16 protein-coding genes and 1 pseudogene are annotated in these 22,033 nt (G+C 53.1%); 7 read left to right on the top strand and 10 right to left on the bottom strand.

The features are described 5' to 3' along the window. The first annotated feature begins 57 nt into the window (after positions 1–57). From Q1B21_RS21360 to Q1B21_RS21350, 3 genes are read left to right on the top strand one after another with little or no spacing between them, the layout of a single operon-like run. On the top strand, positions 58–1,605 hold the full coding sequence (locus tag Q1B21_RS21360) for a hypothetical protein (protein WP_299892968.1): 1,548 nt from the start codon (positions 58–60) through the stop codon (positions 1,603–1,605). After that, on the top strand, positions 1,602–3,437 hold the full coding sequence (locus tag Q1B21_RS21355; RefSeq protein WP_299892966.1) for a glycosyltransferase family 2 protein: 1,836 nt from the start codon (positions 1,602–1,604) through the stop codon (positions 3,435–3,437). Before Q1B21_RS21360 ends, Q1B21_RS21355 begins: the two co-directional genes overlap by 4 nt. After that, a complete protein-coding gene (locus Q1B21_RS21350; protein ID WP_299892964.1) occupies positions 3,437–4,588 on the top strand; it encodes a hypothetical protein in 1,152 nt (383 codons plus the stop codon). The genes Q1B21_RS21355 and Q1B21_RS21350 overlap by 1 nt, the downstream gene beginning before the upstream one ends. 236 nt (positions 4,589–4,824) lie before the next feature. Here the strand turns inward: Q1B21_RS21350 and Q1B21_RS21345 are convergent, their stop codons facing one another. Continuing rightward, entirely contained in the window at positions 4,825–5,136 is a 312-nt protein-coding gene (locus Q1B21_RS21345; RefSeq protein ID WP_299892962.1) for a hypothetical protein, read from the bottom strand. 256 nt (positions 5,137–5,392) lie between these two features. On the opposite strand from Q1B21_RS21345, the gene Q1B21_RS21340 reads away from it, so the two are divergent. Next, positions 5,393–6,376 (top strand): DUF2608 domain-containing protein, encoded by a 984-nt coding sequence (locus Q1B21_RS21340; RefSeq protein ID WP_299892960.1) that lies wholly within the window; start codon positions 5,393–5,395, stop codon positions 6,374–6,376. A 301-nt stretch (positions 6,377–6,677) separates the two neighbouring features. Here Q1B21_RS21340 and Q1B21_RS21335 read toward each other — a convergent pair whose 3' ends face one another. The 6 genes and pseudogenes from Q1B21_RS21335 to Q1B21_RS21310 form a co-directional block, all read right to left on the bottom strand. After that, the gene (locus Q1B21_RS21335) at positions 6,678–7,934 is read right to left on the bottom strand and encodes a cytochrome c (RefSeq protein ID WP_299892958.1); all 1,257 of its coding nucleotides are present in this window, start codon (positions 7,932–7,934) and stop codon (positions 6,678–6,680) included. A gap of 5 nt (positions 7,935–7,939) precedes the next feature. Beyond that, the gene (locus Q1B21_RS21330) at positions 7,940–8,458 is read right to left on the bottom strand and encodes a (2Fe-2S)-binding protein (protein ID WP_299892956.1); all 519 of its coding nucleotides are present in this window, start codon (positions 8,456–8,458) and stop codon (positions 7,940–7,942) included. 1 nt (position 8,459) lies between these two features. Then, complete coding sequence (locus tag Q1B21_RS21325; RefSeq protein WP_299892954.1) at positions 8,460–11,261, bottom strand: molybdopterin cofactor-binding domain-containing protein; 2,802 nt, start codon at positions 11,259–11,261, stop codon at positions 8,460–8,462. Between the two features lie 150 nt (positions 11,262–11,411). Beyond that, positions 11,412–12,168, bottom strand: a pseudogene (locus Q1B21_RS21320) (IS5 family transposase). A gap of 73 nt (positions 12,169–12,241) precedes the next feature. Further along, positions 12,242–13,159 (bottom strand): hypothetical protein, encoded by a 918-nt coding sequence (locus Q1B21_RS21315; RefSeq protein ID WP_299892952.1) that lies wholly within the window; start codon positions 13,157–13,159, stop codon positions 12,242–12,244. A gap of 137 nt (positions 13,160–13,296) precedes the next feature. After that, positions 13,297–16,413 carry an adenylate/guanylate cyclase domain-containing protein gene (locus Q1B21_RS21310; RefSeq protein WP_299892950.1) on the bottom strand — a complete coding sequence of 1,039 codons (3,117 nt, stop codon included), beginning with the start codon at positions 16,411–16,413 and terminating at the stop codon, positions 13,297–13,299. Between the two features lie 777 nt (positions 16,414–17,190). On the opposite strand from Q1B21_RS21310, the gene Q1B21_RS21305 reads away from it, so the two are divergent. Beyond that, positions 17,191–18,210, top strand: a complete 1,020-nt coding sequence (locus Q1B21_RS21305) for an IS110 family transposase (RefSeq protein WP_299892948.1) — start codon at positions 17,191–17,193, stop codon at positions 18,208–18,210. Positions 18,211–18,304: 94 nt separating this feature from the next. On the opposite strand, the gene Q1B21_RS21300 is transcribed toward Q1B21_RS21305, so the two are convergent. Next, positions 18,305–18,529: a hypothetical protein gene (locus Q1B21_RS21300; RefSeq protein ID WP_299892946.1), complete on the bottom strand. Its 225-nt coding sequence runs from the start codon at positions 18,527–18,529 to the stop codon at positions 18,305–18,307. 124 nt (positions 18,530–18,653) lie between these two features. Between Q1B21_RS21300 and Q1B21_RS21295 the strand changes: the two genes are divergently transcribed. After that, positions 18,654–19,244, top strand: a complete 591-nt coding sequence (locus Q1B21_RS21295) for a hypothetical protein (protein ID WP_299892945.1) — start codon at positions 18,654–18,656, stop codon at positions 19,242–19,244. 303 nt (positions 19,245–19,547) lie between these two features. Continuing rightward, complete coding sequence (locus Q1B21_RS21290) at positions 19,548–20,714, top strand: formylglycine-generating enzyme family protein (RefSeq protein ID WP_299892943.1); 1,167 nt, start codon at positions 19,548–19,550, stop codon at positions 20,712–20,714. Between the two features lie 140 nt (positions 20,715–20,854). On the opposite strand, the gene Q1B21_RS21285 is transcribed toward Q1B21_RS21290, so the two are convergent. Next, a complete protein-coding gene (locus tag Q1B21_RS21285) occupies positions 20,855–21,214 on the bottom strand; it encodes a hypothetical protein (protein WP_299892941.1) in 360 nt (119 codons plus the stop codon). A 457-nt stretch (positions 21,215–21,671) separates the two neighbouring features. Continuing rightward, positions 21,672–22,033: hypothetical protein (locus Q1B21_RS21280; protein ID WP_299892939.1), on the bottom strand; the 362-nt coding region annotated here is incomplete at its 5' end.

Raw genomic sequence — 22,033 nt, 5'->3', positions numbered from 1 at the left:
TTGGAGGTGGGGCCAGCGCGATCGGTTACTTAAAACCATAAAATTACAGTGAAAAACATGCGCATGATTGGCATTGGGCTCATGGGATTTCTTTTGGCAGGCATAGCCCTCCTGCTATCGACAATGAACATTCTGGAACAAGGAAAACGCTACCTCCATGAAGTAACGTCCGGCCCGCAACTGGTGTTTGAGCACCGCACACCCGCCCAAGCGCAGGATGTGTACGAAGTCATGGTTATGCGCGCCGATCCGGACCATCCGGTCATTTTATCCGGTTTTCCCGCCTACCAGAGCGTCACATTCATGATGCCAGTGGATGCACGCCCAACGTCTGGATACCTCCAAATTGATGCAACGTCTCAGGTTCTGGATGGGGTTGAAGGGGTGCTGCGCATCTCAATCAATAATACCCGTCGAGGCGAGATGCTGCTGCGTTCAGGCGAGGTGGGACGTTCCCTGCGAATTCCTCTTTCACAGGCGGACTTTGCAGGGAACCAACTGCTCGTTTCCTTCTCGCTGCAGGGCACTGGCCCTCAAATCCAGTGTGGTTCGCAGGACGGTTTCGAAGCCGTTGTTGAGATTGAAACGACCAGTGCCGTTTTTTTGACGCTGGATCGGCCACTGCACAGTGTGCGCGATCAGGTCCACGTCTGGGGTCATGTCGTGCGTGTTGCTTGGCCCGACTGGCTGAATAAGGACGAACAGCTTCGCCGCTTGGTGTTGGCAACCCAGTTCCAGCGACGGGGCCTTGCAACCGTGTTTGCTCCGTCCCCACAAGAACCAGCCTTAAATACTCTCGAGCTACGCGCGGCACTTCCAGCCTTTCCCGAAACCGATGTACGTGGGCGAACGGTGGGCGCGTTGGCGCAAAAAAGAACGAATGGCGGTTTGCGCCGTTTTTACAGACAAGCTGTATGGCGTGAGCGTTTCGATTTGGGAGGGCGCAGCGGACAGTACATACCCAGCCAGTTGGACCTGCGCATGCAGCTTGGGCACGTCATGCATGGTCAGAATTGGTCGCTCACCGTAACGCTGAACAACCGACTTGTTTTTCAAGAGCATACCAAAGGGTCTAACGCCGAGTACCAAACGTTAATTGACCTCCCGGTTGATATTCAGGCCGCCACAAATACGCTCGAAGTAGTGGCGACAACGACCGCTCCGAAAGACGGCGTGTGTGATCAGGGCCCTGAACTGGTGGCGGAGTTACTACCTCATTCCCGTTTGATCGTTAGTGACTTGCCCTTTGCCAACGCAATGTCCGAACTACACACCGCCTTGCATAGTGTTGGGCCGGTCAACATTGCCATGACTTCAGAACTAACCGCGCTGGACGCTGCCGCGGCAAGCCGCATGTTGGACCTAGTGGTACCGGCTGGCGTTGAACTCAAACCGGCTGGAAGGAAGGTTCACATCAATGTTCTGGGCCCAGGTCACCCTGCCCCGCTTTTACCTCATGCTGGCGCCACCTGGTTAGTCACGCAAGTCAGTGCCACCCAAGGCTTGTCCGTTAGAAAATTATTACCGAACGAACCAATGTCGCATGTCGGCGTTGCACTGCTGGTGACGCCCGCCGCCCCGGTATTACCGGAGGCAAAAGGATGAGTGACCTTGATGACAAGCGCGAACAGATCAACTTTGTCTCGGTCGACAGCGCGCCCAAACGTTTTGCCGGGTCGGTTTCAGAATGGCAGGCACCCAAGATGCTGGCGGTGTTTGCGCTGCTTGCCGCAACACAACTTTGGATCGTGAACACTGATTTTGTCGCACAGGTATTTCCAAACCGTGACTATGTGTTTTCGGCCCATTCGGGGCGGCACGCCATTGCGATCCGGATCTTCCTGATCTCGTTCTTTGTTGCTTTTGCTGCATTCAGCTCCGGCGATTTCCGTGGGCGTTCGATGTTTGGCCTGGATTTGGCACTGACCTTTCTGGCAGGCTGCGCAGTATTCGATCTGGCAAATGTCATGGCAGAAGACATCCTCGGATCATCCTTCTCCCTGCATTTCAGTGCCATTGCGTCTGGGTTGTTCGGCTTTGCGGTGTATTCGTTCAAACTGCTGGAGCGTGGTTTCATGCCGGCCCGCATACGTGTCCAACATACTCCGGTCAGTCAAATGCGTGCCTTGTTGCGCCTTGGTGCCACAATTGCCATCGCAGCGGGAATCGCGATGTGGGTTGGCGGTATGGACCTGCATGTGGTCTCAGTGATGCGCAATTTGACGTTGCTCGGCGGCATTGGTCCGGGTGTATTTCTGTTCCTGCCCGTGCTTTTTGGGCAGCTCTATGTGCTTGCTATCTACGATGTGGCGACTGCCAAAAAAACCAAGTTTAATCCACCCGTCTCGGTTATCGTGCCCGCGCATAATGAGTCCTACATCATCAAAGACACGATCAACGCAATGGATCGCGCCGCACACCACTATGGTGGTGAGGTTAACGTTCTAATCATGAACAACAATTCCACCGACGACACAGAAGAGATCGCGCGCGAAACACTCTTGTCTTGCAAGGCTGCCAAAGGACGCGTGATCAATGTTCCAAAGCCCGGCAAGTCGAACGCTCTCAACGCAGGTCTTGATGCGTGCGAGACCGAGTTTCTTGTGCGTGTCGATGCCGACACGCTTGTGGGTGAAGATAACTTTACCCGAGCTATGCCCTACTTCACCGATCCCACCGTTGGTGTCGTTGGGGGCGTACCCGTACCGCCAGGTGGGGCCCTTTTTGACCGGGCGCGCCTGTTAGAAGTTCTCGTGAAACACGGCTTCTACTCAGTTGCCATGGGGGCAGTGAACGGAGTTGTGGGTATCCCGGGCATGTTCGTTGTCTACCGCACGCAACACCCACGCCAACTGGGCGGTTTTGTTGAAGGGATGAATGGTGAAGACACCGACATCTCGCTCCGCATTGGTGAGTTGGGCTTCCACTCGGTTGTTGATCCCAAAATCCGCTACATCTCTGAAGTGCCGTCATCCTACAGCCATATGCGTGAGCAACGCATGCGCTGGTTCCGCTCAATCTATCACATCTCGTCACGCTGTCGAGACCTGATCTATGGACCAAACGTGACGTTAAGGGGGAAGGTTATCCTGCCCTACATGCTGGTAAACTCCGCACGCCGCGCGATGCTTGTCCCCTTGATAATCTTTGGGGTCCTTGAGTGGGGCGTCGCGTTTAACGAAAATACCCCTATCGTATGGCAATCCATCGTGGCCGTGACCACAGGTGCGCCTGCGATCGTGGCAGTGGTTGCTTCGCTGCTAAACGGTGTGCCGCGCGGCATCCTTGCGCTACCAGAATACCTGATCTTTCGGGTCTTGCGGGCCTATTTCACACTCGAATCCATGCTCAGCATTTTGATCGATATCCGCGCCGAAAACCTTGAGCTCGCGATCCGACGCGACATCGTTCCCGACAAGCCCATACGCGTAGCATGATGACGACATTTCATTCTCTGCCAGAGAAGATTGGCCGACACCAACCACGAGACTCAGTAGAGGAGCGTAAAATGAGACAAATAGCTTTGGCTGCTACCTTAGCTTTGACTTCGGCAAGTGTGGGCGCTGCACAGGAACAACGCTTACAATTCAAGGCTCTTATCAAGCAGGAGCAGACCGATCCATTTGCGGTGCATGCCGCAATGACGTCATTGGCAGAAAGTGGGTACGCTCCAGCAATAGATCGGGTCGGATACTATTTCCGAAATGGGATCGGCTCGCAAAAAGATCTAAAAACAGCGCGTCAATGGTATGCGAGCGCCGTCGATGCTGGTCACCCTTGGTCCACTGCATCTCTGGCACGAGTTGAAATGGAGATGGGACGGGGTGGCGTTGCATTGGAGCTCCTCCGGGCTGGCGCCCGCGACAACCAACCCGGCGCAGAACGGCTTTTGGCAACGGCACACATTGATCGAAAGTTGGGCGCCGGTTCAGACGTCAAACAAGGACGAGCGATCTTGGAGCGTATGGCGGAGAGCGGTGATCAAAATGCGGCGCGCGATTTAGTGGTGCGCATAAACTGGAAACGTTTGAGAGGACCGGCGCCGGATACAGCCGTAGAGCAAGTTGTGCGTGCGGGCCTTGGGGGTGACGCGAGGTACGCCGCAGTTGCACTGGTCTATCTGTCTTCGCAGCCTGATAGAAGCCAAGAGGCTGTTCAAACACGTGCAATGCTCGCGGAAGTTCCAGGCATTTCTGATCGGGTGTTGTCGCCAGAGCTGATTAAGCTTGCCGCTGAAATGAATCCCACTCAGTTCTGGTCGGAAGTCGAAGATATTCTTGAAGACACTCAACCAGAAAACTACGCCAAGACAGCAAGCACGGCCTTTTGGATCAGCAAGAATGCGTGGGTTCGCGTGTTACAGAAAGAACTTCGCGCATTCGGGTATTATCAAGGTCGGATCGATGGGATGATGACCTCACGTACAATCAAGGCACAGAACCGTTTTTGCAGGGATCGCGAGCTTTGGTCAATTTGCGCATCAGGTCCACTCCGCGGAGCAACTGTACGGACCGTGGCAGGTGCAATTGCACAGAAAAAGCATAGCGGCAAAAATCGACAATATTGCGCATCCGGGTTCTTGAAGTGAGGCGGAGCAAATGGAAGGTTTTGGACATTCAGGTACGGACTTTTGCGATCCGACTGAAGAGTTCCCAGCGTGCACCTCGTTTTGGCCTCGGAGAAACACAACTACTTGGTGTTTCACTTCGTCGCTACTAGCCATCAACGTCGCTGAAGCGGTTTTATGTGAAGCGATCTCTGGTTGAGTGATGGCCGTTCAGTGGAATTAGTTCGGAACCCTTTCCCGCCAGACAACAACCACCGTCACTTCACCTTCTTGGAACTATCGACCATTACCTTTGCCAGCGTCGATGCCGTTTCGATCAACTTGGGGTCAAAATCGGCAGATTGCTGTTCCGAGAATACTGAACCACTGTCGATGTTCCAGTGCTGGAATGCTTCTTTGAGTTCCGACCAATCGCTGTTTGCGCCAAACGATTTGAGGTAGAACTCACCGAAGGGTATTGCATGGCTCCGGTCGGCATTCCGTAACGACTCCACCATGTACGACTTGCCCAAGGTGAATGAGAATTTTGCAGTGGCGATTCTCAGACCCATCGAAATTAGGCCGAGCAAACCAACTTCCTAGCACCATGTTGACCACATCCCCATTGATACCTGCCCGCTGGAAATAGCACATTTCTGCCAATTGAGAAGTCGACTAGTTGTAGAGATCGGTCGGAGCTTGGAAGAAGTACGAACAAGCCCGCGAAGCAGATAGGTTTCATATCTCACTACGTCTGTTGCTTTCTATTCGAGGTGTGTGAACAATCACTGCGCGTTTTCTCTGCATAGGATTGTGCAGACCACTAACAAAAGAAAGGCTCTGATCGTGATCCGTCCGACCACTGGATTTCTCATCTTCCTCCTGTGCCTCCAGTCGGCTTCAGACGTGCATGCCGAGTCCGTCCTAAAGAATGCCTATAGTTTCTCTGACATCTACAGCGAAGTGACTGAAAGAGGGGCCGTCAAAGACCTTTCAGATACACTGATTGTCATGGATGATGATGACACTTTGACCATGATGGCCTGCCCGAACCCAACCTCGCCGGCAGAATGCCAGTACTTGGGTGGACCCTCATGGATTAACTGGCAGATTGAACTTGTGAATCAATTCAATAGTGAGGGTCACAGCGAGCTTCTGCCGGGGCAAGTCGCCGCCAGCGATGACGCCGTTTTTGCTATTGGAGACCTTTTGTTCGACCTGAACCAGATGGTTCTTGCCGACAGTTCGAGTCCGACGGCTTTGATTAATTTTGCAAGTCTTGGCGCAAGTCTTATGGTGCTGACGTCAAGAGATGCTGGTGGCGTTTCAGCCACACAAGCACAGTTGCGTGGGCTGGATATGCCCTCAGGCGAAATTGCCGACAATATGCTGGACCTGATAGACGGACATGCGCCCACGTGGCGGGCCAGCGGCGAGAACAGCATGGCAGGAACCGAAACAAAGGCATTTTGCAATGCGAGCATGCCCGTCGCCTACGGAAACGGGATTTTGTACACCACAGGCCAAAACAAAGGCGAGATGTTAAAGTGTTTCCTGCGCCATTCAGAGGTAGAGAACATATCAAAAATTATCTTTGTCGATGACACAGAAAAAAATGTCATCGACGTCCATAACGCATTTTCGGTCGCAAACACCCCATACGACATGGCCGCCTTTCACTTTACGCACCTGGCCGATCACAAAGAACGTTTTTCAGCACCCAGTGAAAACGGCCCGATGAACAAATACCAAACGATGGCCACGTCGCGATGGAAAGCGCTTCGACACATTCTAGGTAAAACACTGTTAAAGCCCGCAAAACTGGAATGAGCTCGATTGCGGATGGAGCATCGCCAAAAATGCTGTTGGATAAAACCCACCAATTCCCAAGGTTGTTATGAGTTCGGTCAGGAATGACAGGCGGCGAACAACTCGATCAATCACCGCCGTGTTCTTGATGGGACTATCTGGATACCTCCTACGAGAGCGAATTCGCGCGACCTTCCAGACTTATGACGGGCCGAACCGCAGCACTTTGCAGGTCGGTACAAGTTCAGGAATGGGCCGTCTCATTCCTAGTTCGATATAGGATTTTGCCGCTTGCCGGATGTCGTAGAGGACTATTTTTGCATCAGTTTTGTTTCAGAGTTCCCCGAACATCCGCCGCTTGCAATAGTGGCAAATCGAGGTTGGAAAAACTTTGGCGAAGGTAATTAACCAGATCGCTGATCTCGGTGTCACTCAGGCGATCCGCAAATGAGGGCATTGGCCCATAATCCGTGCTTGCGTCCAGACCCCGGGCAACGACCAGTACAAGGTTTACGGCATCGGTCTGCGCGACTGTGCTGTTTCCGGCCAAAGCCGGCATGACCGAAGGCACGCCCCGACCGTCGCGCCCATGGCACAAGGAACAATTGCTGAGGTACAGGGACCGGCCCGCGCTGGCGTCATACGCCTTGAATGCGGGCGGTGTTTCCTGCTCGACGGTTTCCTGGACGTCAGATGGGGCAGCATCCAGATTCAGCAGATAGCTTGCCATGGCGGATTGATCTTCCGGGTTTGCTTTGCTCAGAGAGTTTTTGATCGCCAGATGCATCTCACCAAACGCTGTTCCCTGAGGCCCCGTTCCGGTTGCGAAATAAGTGACGAGGTTTTTATGGGTCCAGCCGCGCTCGGTCAGTCCATTTGCGGTGATATCAGGGGCTTCAAAACCCGTCAGTTTCGCACCGGTCAGCCTTTCAAGCGGTTCCATGGCACCCAGTGCATTTCGGGGCGTATGGCATTCACCGCAATGGCCAAGCCCGGTGACCAGATAGGCGCCACGGTTCCAGCTGTCGCTGCGCTTGGGGTCGGGTGAGAATGCAGATCTGTCTGCAAAAAGCAGGTTCCAGCCAAACAGCGACAGACGAATGTTATACGGGAAAGGCAAGGTGTTTGCGGGCACCTCGGCGTGAACCGGATCAAGGCTCATGAGATAAGCAAAGATGGCATCGCTGTCCTCGCGGGTGACCACATTGTACGAGGTGTAGGGCATCGCCGGATATACAGGCCGCCAGACAGTGTCGGCCCCAAACGCCAGAACCTGATAGAACTCTGCCGACGTCATGCCCGCGATCCCCTGCGACGACGGCGTAATATTGGCCGAATAGAGCCCACCCCCAAAGGGTGTTTCAAGAAACCGTCCGCCGGCAAATGACGCGCCGTCTTCGGCTGTATGACAGGACGTGCAATCGCCCAAAGCCGTAAGATATTCGCCCCTGTCGATCGCGGCCTGATCGGTGGCAATCGGGCGTTGCTCGACAGATGGAACACCCCAGACAAAGGCAAAGGCCAGATATCCCAACCCGCCAGCCAAGGCCAATATGATCAGAGATTTCAAAAGGCGCATGGCGTCTAACCCTCTTTGGTCAGAGTGGTGTCGGACAGGATCAGATCGCGCATCGCCTCAAAGTAGCGCACGTACCCGCTGCACCGGCAGATATGATCGCCCAACCCTGTCTGTACCGCCTGTTCGACCTGGTTTTTGTCGACGGGGTTCTGCCGAAGCTGTTCCACAAGCGCGGTTCCGGCGTTGACAAAACCAGAGGTGCAATAGCCGCATTGAAAGGCGAAATTATCCACGTAAGCCCGCTGTACCGCCGACAATTGGCCGTGAGTGGCATGCCCTTCGACCGTGGTTACCTTGCTGTCGGCAAACGACGTAGCCCCTGCGATGCATGTGCGCCGTGTGGTGATCGACCCGTCCGGCTCTTCGACCATGACAACACAGGCGCGACAAACGCCGATACCGCAACTGAACTTTGTCCCGGTCAGACCCAGAATATCGTTCAGATAGACCACCATCGGCAGGTCATCGGGCACATCGTGCGGCCCCACCGCCTTGCCGTTCACTGTCATTTTCAGTTTGGCCATATCAGAGCGCCTTTCTGATTTTGTCAGGTGTGGCAGGGAGAGAATTTACTCTTGCGCCGACGGCGTCGTGAATGCCGTTCAGAATGGCCGGCACAACGGGTATCATCACGACCTCTCCCATCCCTTTGGGCGGGTCGGTCTCGCTGAGCGGGTCCAACACGTCGACGATTGTCTTCCAAACAGGCACATTCAAGGATTTCGGCACGTGGTATCGGTTCAGGTTCCAGGTGCCGTCACCGGGTCCTTCTTGGTACAAAGGAAGGTCTTCGTGCAACGCATAACCAATGCCCATGGCGATCCCACCCTGGGCTATTCCGGACACCAGGTCCGGCACGATCGGGCGGCCGCATTCCAGCACCTGATACACGGCCTGAACGTCAACCTCGCCACTGACCTTGTCGACGCCAAGGCCAACTACAGCGCCGCACGTGGCATAATAGTTCACCCCGACCCTTTCGAACTGTGCAGAGGGGAAATTGACCTCGGTCCGGTCAATCAAAGACCATTCATCGCTGCCTTGCTGAATGGCCAAAGCGTCGATGGCAAGTGTCAGAGACTCTCCGCCAATCGGAAATGTGGCGGTGGTCCAGGACCACCGGTTATAGCCATGGACCATGGCGCCGGTGACCAGCCCATCCCGATGGGCACGCGCGGCCAGTTGTTCCAGCGTCAGAGGCTCCATCCCGACGCCCGTCAGCTTGCCATCAACCCAGCGCATCTTGTCGAAGGTGACGAATTCTGCCCCGGCTTCGCCACCCAGGGGACCCTCACCCCAGATCGACAGGGCTGCGGGGTAAAGACCATACCGCATGATGACATAGGCCGCCTGCGCCGGACCGTGACTGTTGACGCTGGCGCCAACCGAGGCACCGGTGGGCGAGGCGATCAGCGGCACCCAGCGCGGATTTTGCGCTCCTTTGTCCTGATCCGCCTGCGTGATGGCCCAGGCGTTGCCCGAGGTTTCCAGACGCAGCGCATCCCACGCTCCCTGAACGAACATCTCGACCACATCCGCGTTGCGGCCCAAATGGTCGCCCACCCGTCGCGCCGAGGCGGTCGAAAGACCGGTGCCCATTTCGACACCGTCGCTGTGCAGCGTGATTTTACCGTCCGATGAAAGGCTTACCGCCGCGCGCGTTGCATCACCGCCGCCGCCGTAATCCTTCATCACGCAGGCCACACCAATACCATATGTCTTGCCGGGATTGGCGGCTTCGTAGTCGGCCTTGTCCTGCGCACGGTCCTGCCACAGGGCACTTTGTTCCATCCGGTCCAGTACTTCGGCCGAGCGTGATGCACCGCTAGCCGCGTTACCTGTCAGGTTGAGAAACCCGGTTTGCAAAACGTTCTGACGGCGCAGATCGAACGGGTCTTTGCCCAGATCAATGGCGATTTCATCCACCAGACATTCCATCGCGGTCATCGTCTGCAACGTCCCGAACCCCCGCATTGACCCGGCGGGCACTGCGATTGACTTGCTCGCCGTGGCGGTCACGTCGCTTTTTGGCACGTAGTAGATAGAGGACGCATTGGTTGCCCCGACGTGGGCGACAACGGTCGAGAAATTGGCCCGGCCGCCGCCATTGCACGTCAGATCGCACGCATAGGCGTTGAACTGACCGGTCTCAGAATCGACGGCCAATTGGTTCTCGATCTGAAAGGCGTGACGCTTCAGCCCAAGCTGGAATTGCTGGTATCGATTCAAAGCCAGTCGCACGGTGCGCCCGGGAGCGTACAACCCGGCAAGCGCGATGTACAAGGGCATGATCGTATGATCCTTGCCGCCAAACCCGCCACCCAATGAGGCGAAATGGCCATCGATCTCACCCACCTGTTTTGGGGGTTTGGCCGACTTCACCAAGTTACCAACAGCGGTCAGAATGGCCTGCGGCGACTGCACGCCCAGCATCAGGTACAGTTTTCTCGTGTCGGCGTCATATGTCGCCAGCCCGGCCTCGGGCTCCATGAAAACATGATCTATGGACTGGGTTTGAAAGCTTTGCGCATAGACCTTGCCGGATTTCCCGGCCTTCATTTCGGTGCGGATTTGATCGCCGAAAAAGCTTGCTTGCTCGGGCGCGGTGCCCGTTGCATCCGGTTTGGTCCAAACCGGCGCTTCCGTTTCGCGAAATCTGCGCGGCCCAACCCAGCCATCCAGCAGAGGTGAATAGACATCCGGCCCCAATGGGCTGTCACCCGCAACGCGGGTAAACCGATAGGCGCCATAGGGCGTTTCATCGGCGGGCGGCTGAGCGTCGCCCAGTTTGAAAAACGCGGAATTGCCGATCAACACCTGCTGCGCGCGGTGCAGCGTGGCAAGATCATCGTAGAACAACATCGCCACCGGCTGACCCAGATACAGAGGAACAGTTCCCGGTTTGCAGAACAAATCAGTGTCAAAGAAGCCGGTCGCCGCAAAAGCCGCCGCATCAAGATCATCCGCAGTGATGACCCGGTCAGGCTGAAGTTCATCGCCCAAAGCGGGCAAGCTCAGACCCAGATAGGTTTTTTCAGCCTGCGGTGATAGAACCAGCGTGGCATAGCTCATGTCGTTGGGCCAGCCATCCAGATCGGTGCCGCGGACATCGCTGGCATAGATCTTGGCACCGGTCACCTTGGCATACCCATCCACGCGGTAGTTGATGTCCGTGTTTTTGGGGTTGGCCCAACCCGGCGCCACCGGCGAAATGTTGTCCGCTGTGAACGCCGACACAAGGCCGGGTTTCAGAAATTCGATCGCACCCAGCGCGCCACCAGCGATCAACAGCCTTCTGCGGGTCCAGAGTTGAACTGACTGAGACATTGTCGATCTACCCTTGGTTGCCTAAGCATCACCATAAGCGTAACTGCAGCGTTTTGAAGTAAACAATTGCCTGATCGCCATGGATAGACAATCGTAATCCTTCCCCACTGAAGTGTTGCACCATTGTGTTTAGGCTCCAGACTCATTGATTTACAGCCAGAATAGGACCGTTGCAGCGAGAGCGATGGCCGAGAGGAATACCTTTGGGCATCTGTCATATCGGATGGCGACGCGCCGCCAATCCTTCAGGCGTCCGAACATGATCTCAATGCGGTTGCGTCGTTTGTAGCGGCGCTTGTCGTATCGGACAGGCTTGTCGCGTGACTTTCGACCTGGGATACAGGACTTAATTCCCCTGTAATTAAGGGCTTCGCGGAACCAATCTGCGTCATAACCTCGATCTCCCAGCAGCCAGTCAGCCGGTGGCAGACTGTTCACCAGAGCCCTGGCGCCCGTGTAATCGCTCACCTGCCCAGCGGAAATGAAGAAGCGGATGGGGCGTCCCAGACTGTCAGTAACGGCGTGCAGTTTCGTATTCATGCCACCCTTGGTGCGCCCTATCAGCCTGCCACGCCCCCCTTTTTCAACCACAGGCTGGAAGCCGTGCGGTGCGCTTTGAGGTATGTTGCGTCAATCATGATGGTTTTATGAGCGGTTCCCTCTGCAGCCAGCCCGTTCATGATCCGAGCGAACACACCGATATCGCTCCATCGTTTCCAGCGATTGTACAGCGTCTTTGGCGGCCCATATTCACGCGGCGCATCGGACCCACGTAACCCATTGCGTTGATGAAAATAATCCCACTCAGCACGCGTCGATCATCAACCCTCGGCTTACCATGGCTCTTTGGAAAGTAAGGCTGAAGTCGCGCCATCTGCACATCCGTCAGCCAGAATAGATTGCTCATGTTATACCCTTGAAACTCACGGGCATGAATCACGCAGGCGGGATAACGGCAACCAAATTAATAGGTCCAGAACCTAGTGTGTCGCATCCAATTTCGGGGGCTTACCACCACAAGCTCCACCCGCGCAAAACACAAGATCACCAGGCTTCGAAATCATTACAGGTTGGTCTGAATCTGGCGCAACCTTAAAAAATATGTCGATGCACGAGTTGGGAGACTTCTTGTAAAGAATATCTGTTCTCGGTTGCCGAACACCCGATACATAATAAGAGACCAGCTCAATCCCAACACCTTTGGCCTTGAGATTGACCGGGTAAATATTATCAGAATTTGGAGGAAACTCCACTTCAGTTAGCCTCTCAAGTGCCTCATCACCGACGTTGAAGACCCACCGTCGGTCAACGATAATTGGGTAGCTGTTTTCCGGTGCGTTCGCCACAACGCACAACAACACCTTAATTGAGCTGACATCGAACTGGCCCCTTCCGAAATTACTTCCATCCGGCAATGGTCCGACATTGAAATGAAGATCCATCTCGCTGCGGATCAGACGCGGTCGATTCGAAGCCAGAACACCTCCGTTCGCGACGCACTCGGCACCACCCTGCACAAACGCAATGACTTGCTCTGCCGCCACGGCATGCATGCCACCATCTTGGTATGCATCCACCAATGCACCCAAATCACTTCCAATAAGTTCATTGTCTTTGGCGTCCACCAAGATCTGAGCAAAATCATCACTACGGTAATCTAATTTGTCCTCCACCACGTCCTGCACGAGGGCGGCAATATCCAACTGTCGACGCTTCCCGTCCACTTCAATGGTAAACGTGCTGAGGCTTTGCTCTTTGTCCAATCCTTCAATTGTGGCAAATACGTTGCGCGAGACCATCGATTCGCCCGCGCTTTCCTGTGCTGAGACCGCCGTAGCAAAAGGGGTAAACACGACTGCGGAAACGCCCAAAAATTTCGAAATTTGATTAAGGGACATCTTTCTCACTCCTAAATGAACTATAGAAAGTTAGCTGTCAGATAACTCTATATGTGTACCACAAACGATATGATTCTCATACGGATTAGGGCACGCGAATCATTTCAGGAAACTGCAATTACCTAAAATGCGTAAAGCTAAGGCACGTCTTTCTCTTGCCGAATAGGATCCAGCGAACCCGCTACAATGGAACGGTGTTTCCAGTTTTCTATTTTATTTTCAACTTGGTCTGTCAAAGTACACTGGTACCGGATCGATTGCGCGAGCGGGTCTGTGCGGATGGTTGCCAGTGTGCCAAACCCGGATTCAAAATCACCTGCTATACAAAAAGCATCGGCTAGCAGCGTTCTCGCGTAAAGTGTCATTTGTGTCGAACCGGTCGCAAGATAGTTGTCTATTCCACTTTTTATTTGGTCAATTCCAGCGACTGGATATCCGGAACGTGCTTTCGCCCAGCCATTCAAAATCTCGCACCACGCGCGCCAGTATTGAAATTCGCGTTCTTCACTAATTCTCATTCCAATTTCGCTGAGATGGCGAGTTGCGTCGACATTACCCGCAAATTGATGCGCTGCAGCCATCACTCCAAAGGCATAGCATTTGGAAAACTCGTGCGATTCTTCTTCGACTACCGCCATCGTTTCAGCTAGGGTCAAACATTCTCCTGTTTGAACTGCCAGAGCCCAAACTCGCATCGCAGTATCTACAGACCGTATATCAGCCGCATAGTATTCTAGAATACTGTCTGAGACGATGTCATTTCTTAACTCTAGTGCGGCATCAAAAAAACCTAACGCCTTGTCAAAATCACCCAACATAAAACAGGACATTCCCGTGCTATGAGCCCAGATTGCCTTGAGGGTCAAATCGTCCGCTAGTTCTGCAATGCGCTCCATATCTTTACACAGTCTTAAAGCGTTGGTTGTATCACCAAGCATCAACAGAGAGCCATATTGAACCACTAGTGCGAGAAACCGATCGCGCAAACTGGCGTCCGTTTCGTCGAGCAATTGATTCAGCCGGTCGCGATTTCTGCGAACCTCTTTGGAGCCAAATGCATGAGTGTTCAATGCAACGTTAAGACGTCGGCGCAGAGCAAGTTCCCTCGAGTCTCGATCAATAACGTCGTCAATCTTAGCATTTTCCGAAATCGCTTCATTCAAATTGTAAATAACTTCTTCCGTCGCAGATTGTTGCGCAGCACGTTCGGCCGCTGCTTTCCATGTATCACGTGCCAAATCTGGCGTTCCAGACAGTGAGTAATGTCGAGCTAATTGCTCAGGTGTTTTGCTTGCAATTTCAGGGAACTGGAGTGCAATCACGTCAGCAATAGTTCTATGCAAATCGTGTGCTTGGCTAGGCAGCAGAAGCTCGTATGCAGCGTCCTGAATTAAAGCATGCCGGAAGAGATAATAAGTGCCATCACCTTCTCCATGTCTCACAAGGACCTTTGCATTGATTAGTTGATCCAGACGCGTCCTTACTACTTGTTCTGACAGGCTCGAAACTGCCGCCAGCATTTCTGGAATGATCGACCGACCTATTGCGGCACAAACAGAAACAAACTCTCGGGGAACAACCAAGTTATCGATCCGTGCGGTCAAAAGATCCTTGAGAGATGATGGCAAAGAGAGAGCAGCGTTCTGAGAATGGTCTAAGTTCTTTGTTGTCAGTCTGTGCTCAACCATACGCACCATTTCTTCCAAAAAGAGAGGTACTCCACCCGTCTTGGCAATGATTCGAGCTTCGAGTTCTGAAGAAATATCGAAAGAGCCCGCCAAATTTCCCAGTATTTTCCTAGATTGGCTATCCCCAAGGCGAACTAACGTGATTGAAGTGGCATTTGGATGGCCAGTCCAAGGAGATTCATAGTCCGAACGGTAAGTGCATAGGATCAGGACTGGGGCGCTTTTGAGATGCTCAACTAGAAATCCAATAAGCTCCTCAGACGATGGGTCAACCCAATGCAGATCTTCAAACAACAACACAAGTGGCTTCTTATCTGCAAGCCTTTGCATGGCCGCCACAAGGACTTCCAAAAACTGCTCTTTCATTTGTTCTGGCGGTGTAGAGGGTTGCTCTGGCAATGTTGGTAGCGGGATCGAGAGGAAATGTGCAACGACTGGAAGCGCAGCTGCTTGGTCATCCGTCCACTTGGACAGCAGGCGTTGCAGTTTAGAAAGGCGTTGAGCTTCTGTGTCTTTTCTTGCAATTTTTGCGGCTTGGGCGATTGCCTGAGTCACGGGAAAAAAGACGCTTCCAGAGTGATTTGGCAGGCACTGAAAGTTCAGTCGTAGTCTATCTTTTGTTGCAACCGTTTCATTGAATGCCTCAACAAGCCGTGACTTTCCTATTCCCGCTTCTCCACAAATCGAAACCACTTTAGTGCCGTTCACACGTACATCGTTCCAACTTTTTTTGAGTTGAAGAAGTTCAGATCCACGCCCAACCATTGGCGCGATACTACCACGCTGCCTAGCCCTAAAACGCAATTCGGCCTCGTTTACTCGATGCACCCACCAAATATCGACCGGTTCGGAGAAGCCTTTGAAGTCATAGGACCCAAGTGGTTTACAATCGAAGTTTCGACCAAGCAGGTCTTTGGTGTCGCTGCTTACTGCAACTGTACCTGGTTCAGCTACGGCCTGGATACGCGCGGCTAGGTTTGGGACATCGCTCAACGCCAGCCGATGGCCACCACGTGCCTCAACCACGACATTGCCAGTTGCAACGCCAATTCGCGCCTGCATAGGTTCTCGGCCTTGAGACGTCAGTTCAGCCATGTTTCGGCAAATTTCAATTCCAGCAAGTACAGCTCGCTCCACGTCGTCCTCTTCGGCCTTGGGATAACCAAAGTAAGCGACGACGCCATCGCCTTGAAACTGAGCTAAATGGCCATAATGGGCAGCTATCGCTTTTGAACAAAGAGATTGGTAATCGTGGAGAAGATTTCTATATTCCTCAATATCAAGCTCCTCAGAAAGTTGAGTAGAACCGACAAGATCAGAAAACATCAAAGTAAGATGGCGAACTTCGGGGTCCTTGGTTGCCATTGTTTCCGGGTGCGCCGTTTGCGTCATCTGCGAGATTGCGTCTAGTATTCGCCTACGCGGCCCAATGGGAAGTCCGATTTCTATGAGATCGTTCTTTGTTAAAATGGGAAGGTCTGATACGCGAACATCTTGCTCTATGAAAGCCTCTGCGTATTGACTAAGGCCTTGCAATTCTAACCATTTTTCGAGTTCGCCGGGCATACCTAACCTCCCAGACCCCGCTACCAGTTGCTGAGGGCGGGAAAATATATAAATAGTAAGGGGTCTTTGAGAGCGTGCTCTAATCCGCTGACCCCAGTCGTATTACCCTCACTGGATTGACAATTTTCCTGTCGCTTGATGGGCAGAACATTCTTTCAGCTTACAGCAATGGGGTAATTCCCCAAAATTATTTACGGCATGCAGGCGTGGATGTGAATTAGCCGCCACACAAGCAACAGCCCGGCAGGCTTTTGGACACCCGAAAGTTGATCGACTTTCTAGATTCCTTGCCGTGAAAAACTTAGCTAAAAATCGCCTGATCTTAGGTGTCGTAGCTCTTTTACAACACGATGGTAGGCCTATACAACACGATGGTAGGCCTATCGTTCGAAAGCTCGACTAGGTTAACCAAGCCCTCAATGTTGACTTGACGCGAGACTTTTTGAGAAAGCAGGCACTGGTAATAACTCACTGAAAGACTGGTTTGTTGCACACTGCGTGAATTCGTGGTTTCAGATTTGCCGCCGGTTGCCGAAATGGCCGCATTTCCTTCTGCCATGCAGCGGGAGAAAGTCGGCGGTGCGGCGCACCGGAGCGCTGCGAGCGCAAGCAGCATAAAATCAAGAGGTCGGGTTTCGGCTCGATGCGGCCATTCTCTGCGACGCCCCCGATTGGTCGAAAGAGCCCATTCCGGATGGAGTGGGTGGCTCCTGCTCCACCGGCGTCGCGATGCGCCATACTGCAGTTGTCTTGGACTGCTAGGAAAGGAGCCACCCAATGACAGTTAAAACCGTTGGACTGGATCTGGCCAAGGACGTGTTCCAGGTTCATGGGATTTCAGCCGCTGGCCGAAAGATATTCAACAAGAAGATCAAGCGCCCGAAGCTGTTTGCATTTTTCGAGACCCTTCCGCGCTGTGTTGTCGGCATGGAAGCCTGCGGCTCTGCCCACTATTGGGGCCGTGAACTCAGCAGGCTGGGTCATGACGTCCGCTTGATGCCAGCCGCCTATGTCAAACCCTATGTAAAGCGCGGCAAGACCGACGCCGCTGATGCCGAGGCGATCTGCGAGGCCGTCCGTCGGCCAACAATGCGGTTCGTCGAAGTGAAATCCGAAGACCAGCAGGCAATCCTGGCGCTGCACCGCACCCGGGATCTCGCAGTCCGGCAGCGCACGCAGCTGGCGAATATGATCCGAAGCCTTTTGCGCGAATTCGGCCATGTGCTGCGGAGCGGGATCGAGGCTGTGATCGCCTTCGCCAAACGCCACCTTGAAGGGGAACGGCCCGACATGCCGGACCTTGCAAGCGGCATTCTCGGCACGGTCTGCTACCAGTTTCTTGGCGTTCACGAGCGCGTTGAAGGCTATTCAAAGATGATCGAGCAGCATGCGCTGCTGGATGCCGGTGCCCGGCGCCTGATGCGCATGCCTGGCGTCGGCCCGATTACCGCCTCCGCCATTGTGGCGACCGTCGGCGATGCTAAGCAATTTCGGACTGGCCGCGATCTAGCGGCGTGGCTGGGCCTGACGCCACTCAACAAGTCCAGCGGTGGAAAGGAAAAGCTCGGCAAGATCACCAAGAAGGGCGACCGTTACATCCGAAAGCTCCTGATCACCGGCATGACATCCCGTGCGCTGATGGGCAGGAAGCATCCGGAGCGCATAGATATCTGGAGCGCCAGAATCCTCGCCGAGAAACCGTTTCGGTTGGCGATGGTCGCGATGGCCAACAAGAGCGCTCGGATCATCTGGGCGATACTGACGAAACAACAGGAATATCGGCAGCCGGCCGCCTGATCGGATCGACCTGCCAGAAACGCAAGACGTTTGATGTGATGATGCGGATGTAAGTCAACCAAAAGCCAGGACACTCCGACGAAAGTCGCGGCCGTCAGAGGTCGTATTCCCGATAGGAACCTCGCTTGCGGAACTCATCAAGGCCAGCAGTCGACAACACTGGCTGCGTCAACAGGCCGAACACACGACGGTACTGACGGACCGCCGCATTCAACGCAGAAAACACTTGCAATGCAGGCGCCACCCACACACGACCTTCGTCAGGCAAGCCCACTTTGCTAGCGCGGCGGGTTGTGAACCGCCAAGTGCGGCCATTCACGGCATGGTACGTGAAAGAGCAGGGAGCGGGACGAGGACGAAGCGGACATCTAGCGAACTGAAGATTCAATGGCGCAAATGTGGTAGACTGGGAATATCGGGGATTGGATGATGGAGGGGAGACCTTGATTAAAGTACATGTATGGCTTCCAAGAGGAACCAACGTTGGGCACTCTTCGGCGTCAATCCTCGATGAAAACACAAAGCTAGTCGAGTATATTTCGTGGTGGCCATCCGGTTATTCGAACCCTCTTAAATCAAACAGGGGCAAACCAAAATGCTTCGAAGGCGACGTCCACGAAGAAGGAAGGCAACCAGATGATGAAAGAGAAGTTGATGGACTTCTGGAGCGTGAGGCCAAGAACTGGTGGACAGAGTTTCGTGAGGGCGATCAAGCGAACTATGATCTTGTCTACCAGAACTGTTCATGGGCCGTGGTAATGGCTTTGAAAAACGCGGGCGCTGACAAGTACTTTCCATGGAAAAATATCCTCTTGAAGTACAATCTAAAGGGCATTCCGCGCAAAACACTCACCGCTTTCGATGATTTTGTCGCCGATGTAGTCAGAAGAAAAGTAGGAGGGAACACTTGGAGCCAGGCGACTACATTGAGCCTCGTAAATATGGGCGATCGAGTCACGCCCGCATGGTCACCCACGGATGTCCTTTCGTATTGCGATACGCTCATTTCGGGTATCGACCAGGCTCGAAGTTAGTCATTCACGATTGGCTACTTTGGGCTCGCTGCCGCCATTCTCTGCGGAGTGCCTCAACTGGAGCGACGAGCCCCTAGCGTTCGTTGCCGCGTAAACTGGCTGCTGCGGGTGCTTTAGGCCGCTTGCAGCACTTTACCGACATAGGCTGCCTATATGCCCGTCATTTGTTTGAGTGAACTGATCGGATGTCGGCTCCGAGCCCTATAGCAACGAATCCTTCAGGATAACGTGAATATCAGCTTTGGAGTGCACGCCAACTTTCGTATGTACAGCGTAATCTGACCTGATTTTTAGGAACAATTGATGTATAATCCACTTGCTATTTTGGGCCTGATATTTTTCTTAATAGTTGGAGACGTTGCATCTGCTGAAGAGGGTTATGTCACCGCGAACGGCGAAAGGGTGAACGCGCTAGATGTATTTCAAGACTGTGATGTTTGCCCAGAGATGATAGTTCTACCGTTGGGTGAGTTTCAAATGGGCTCAACTGTGCGAGAAGCGAATGCTGCGCGGTTAAGTAGTTATTTAACCACGAACCGCGACCCAACTGACTACGAATTGAAGCTCAGAAAGTCCTTTTCCAACCTTGGCATCGATCCAGATCGACCTGAAGAGGGTCTAAGGCGATACTACGCAGTTGGAAACGTCGTCCAACAGGATGACCCCCAGTATTCTGTTAACCCGTTTCTACATGAAGTGCCGCCTCATCAGGTTACTATTGATCTGCCTATCGCAATGGGACGTAACGAAGTGACGCGCGAAGAATGGATTGCTTGCGTTGAAGACGGTGGCTGCGAAATGGGACAAAAGGACCTCCCACGCTCTAGGTATTCTTCGTGTAACATTGCCTCCGATTGTGTTTCAAACCCAGATACACGCGTTAGGTTTCGCCTTCCAAATGGACCACATGCAACCCATCCACGCAGCCCGATGACTGGCATGACCTACTACGAGATGCATGACTACACGTCTTGGCTCAACAAAAAGGTGGGGGCAAATGTCTACAGGGTTCCGACTGAAGCGGAATGGGAATACGCTGCACGCGCTGGCACGACAACAAGGTATGCGCAAGGCGATAGTCTGACATTAGAGCAGGCCAATTTTTCAGTTTACCGCATCGAAGTTGTGGATGGTGAACGTGTTTGGAAACATGATCTTGGAAGTGCGAGAGAACTTTTGCCGGTAGACAACCTCGACGCTGCAAATGATTGGGGACTCCGACATATGTCCGGTAATGCCGGTGAATTTTCAAGTTCCTGCGGAGAAGGACCGCATCGCGGCTTAAAAACGTCCAGCCAATACTTGGCGGTAGACGCAGACCGCCCAGACTGCAAGCGTTCAGTGAAAGGAGGTGGGTACGCCGGAATTGCAGAGTTAGCAAGACCCGCCCGACGCGTTGCCATTTCAAGTAACCACTGGTCACCTTGGACTGGGTTTCGTGTCGTTCGCGATTTGACCTTGGAGCAATAAAACTGCCTTTGGAGGCGCCCGTTACGGTGTTCGCCTTGTTCCCGCTCAGCAGACCTTGAAGCCGTCAGAATCGACCCGATGACCTACTGAAACCGTCAGATGACCAGTTCGAGCCCTTACCTACCATCACTTCGGAGATGTCACTTACCCGATATCCAACAGCCATCCTCACCGAATGGAAAGAATGTGAATATCGCAGGGGCGAGAAACGGGTCAGGTTTGAACTCAACTTTTAACAAATTAACTGTGCCAATAGGAACTCGATCATCCAGTGATTCCGCCGTGCCTTTGCCTTCTTCAATATACCAGAATCCTTGAGACTTAGCGGCCTCAATCACGGCCTCTCTAGATAAGCACACATGTTTGGCTGCATCCTCAAAAAACGTCGTGTATGAGTAATAGACATCTCGTTGATGCTTAATTTTGATGACGTTATACGACTGATAGCAAAGCAGCAGAATTGAGATGGGAAACAACAGAAATATGAGAATCTTTTTCATTTGAACAATCTATTCAGCAACCTGCTAGCATACAAGCGGAGCAACTGCCTAATCGAAAAAGCCAAGTCCGCTTTATCCGCATAGCAGACGTCGTCGCTCGTTTGAGTGAAAACCTACAAACCGAGAGGTTTGGTGCTTCGACGGCAACCAACAGGCTTTCCAATAGTACCTGAATAGGCCGTTACTCCACACGTTCGACAACCCCACGCCGCCAAGCGACCGTGGTCACTCGAAATGTCTCTCTTCCATCGGCAAGCCTTGCCACCGATAGATCTTGTTCTTCGGGCAACAATAAACATCAAAATCGCAAAGATAATAGCACCGACCAATATCGCCCCGATCAGCCAGGCATCAAACCCGCTTTCTGACAATGTGATCGTCTTCAAGTGGCCGCTCCTTATTGTGAACTACCAATCATCTGCCCAGTAGGCTTCGGTACAAGCTTCGACTTTTCCAACTACTCTCGATCGCCAAACTTATTCTTCATAAACTGCAAAAGTAGGATTGCGACTGTTACAGCCCAAGCCAACCATACCCAACTAAAGATATACCCAAACAGCTCTTTATCATCTGCAAAAAAGTCGAGTCCGAAACGCCAAGCCATCATAAAGCCAACCTGCGTGGCAATGATCAACACGCATATGAGCAACAAGTAAAAGATAGGCCACCTATTGAGTACAGCTGAAAGCTTCTTCATGGCCGTCGCTCCTTGCTGTTGAACTACAAGTGTCAGCTTTGAGCTTGTGGTTTCAACTGATCGCCGCAACACAGGTTTCAAATTTCTCTGCTGGTGTTTGGTATTGCAAGGTTTTTCGAGGC

This window comes from uncultured Ruegeria sp., assembly GCF_947504215.1.
GTDB lineage: Bacteria > Pseudomonadota > Alphaproteobacteria > Rhodobacterales > Rhodobacteraceae > Ruegeria.
The sequence above is the reverse complement of the archived record's forward strand: the minus strand, read 5'-3'. Positions and strand labels throughout refer to the sequence as shown.